Annotated in this window: 1 protein-coding gene and 1 pseudogene; one reads left to right on the forward strand and one right to left on the reverse strand. The window is 76.5% G+C overall.

Going from position 1 to position 1081, the window contains the following annotated elements:
• Positions 1-439 (forward strand): annotated as a pseudogene (locus G3I40_RS08565) (hypothetical protein); the annotation flags it as partial.
• Here the strand turns inward: G3I40_RS08565 and G3I40_RS08570 are convergent.
• On the reverse strand, positions 416-973 hold the full coding sequence (locus tag G3I40_RS08570) for a hypothetical protein (protein ID WP_164301563.1): 558 nt from the start codon (positions 971-973) through the stop codon (positions 416-418). The pseudogene G3I40_RS08565 and the gene G3I40_RS08570 sit on opposite strands and share 24 nt — an antisense overlap.
• Positions 974-1081: the final 108 nt, after the last annotated feature.

Genomic DNA, 1081 nt, shown 5'->3' on the forward strand with positions numbered 1-1081 from the left:
CCCCGGCTCGGGCCTGACCGCGGCCACGCGCGCGCTGTACGCCTCCCTCGCCCGTGGCACCGGCCGCACCCCCGCCGACCTGGCGCGCGCGGTCGCGGCCTGGAGACAGGGGAGCGGAGCGATTTCCGCGGAAGGGCGGTGGTGGGTGGCGGGAGGGAGCCAGGGCGGGCTCGCCGGGCTCTGCGTCCTGGAGGAGGAGTGGGACCCGCCGGCCGGCCCCTTCGACCGCGCCCGCCCCGCCCTCCTCGCCCTCGGCCACCCGGAGTTCCGCCCGCGCCGCAACCGCCTGTCCACCCCGACCCTCCAACTGCGCCTGGGCCGCGACGGATTGTGGTACGGATACGAGTCCGACGCGGGCCGCGAGGACTGGTGGCCCCGGGGCGGCCCCGGCCGGGACCCCGTGTCGGCCCTGGAGTCACTCCTCGGCGGCGGGGTCTGACGTCAGCGCCTCGGCCCACTCCCGCAGCCGTACGAAGTCGGCGGCCCGCAGGCCGTGGCGCGGGTGGATCGGCAGCAGCAGAGCGGGCGCGTCATGGTGCTCCCGCACATAGGCGACATCCAGGTCGGTCACCATGTCGTCCACCCACACGAACGGCCGCCCGGCCGCCCACTCCACCAGCGCCCGCGTCTTCCAGTACAGGCCGTCCGGATCGGTCGCGAACAGCTCGGGCCACTCGATCACCGGCAGGTCCCCCGGCAGCCCGATCGCGGGCGCGATCAGCTCGTTGGCCTCGTGCATCCACGTCGTGGCCCAGGCCAGTTCGTACGGCAGTGCCTGCAGCCGCGCCCCGTGCGAGGGGTGGAGCACGACCCGCAGCCCGCGGCGCAGCGCCCGGGAGTCCGGGGTCTGCCGGGACGACCAGTTCGCCGGGCGCAATCGGTGCGCTGTGTAGCCGCGCAGCCGCGGGAGACGGGCGGCGTACGGGTTCAGCGGCCCGTCGACGTCGAGCAGCAGCAGCGGCTTGGCGGTCATGCCGTAGAGGTGCCCGGCGCCGGGCCCGGCTACGCGTGCGGGGCGACGTCGCCCGTCAGCCCGCGCTGGTGCGCGAGGGCCGCGGCCTGGGTGCGGGTGGTGGCGCCA

It is taken from the genome of Streptomyces sp. SID14478, from assembly GCF_010548525.1.
Lineage (GTDB): Bacteria > Actinomycetota > Actinomycetes > Streptomycetales > Streptomycetaceae > Streptomyces.

Excerpts from the sequence above, each read along its gene's own strand:
- G3I40_RS08570 (WP_164301563.1), bottom strand. The coding sequence starts at position 973 with ATGACCGCCAAGCCGCTGCTGCTGCTCGACGTCGACGGGCCGCTGAAC.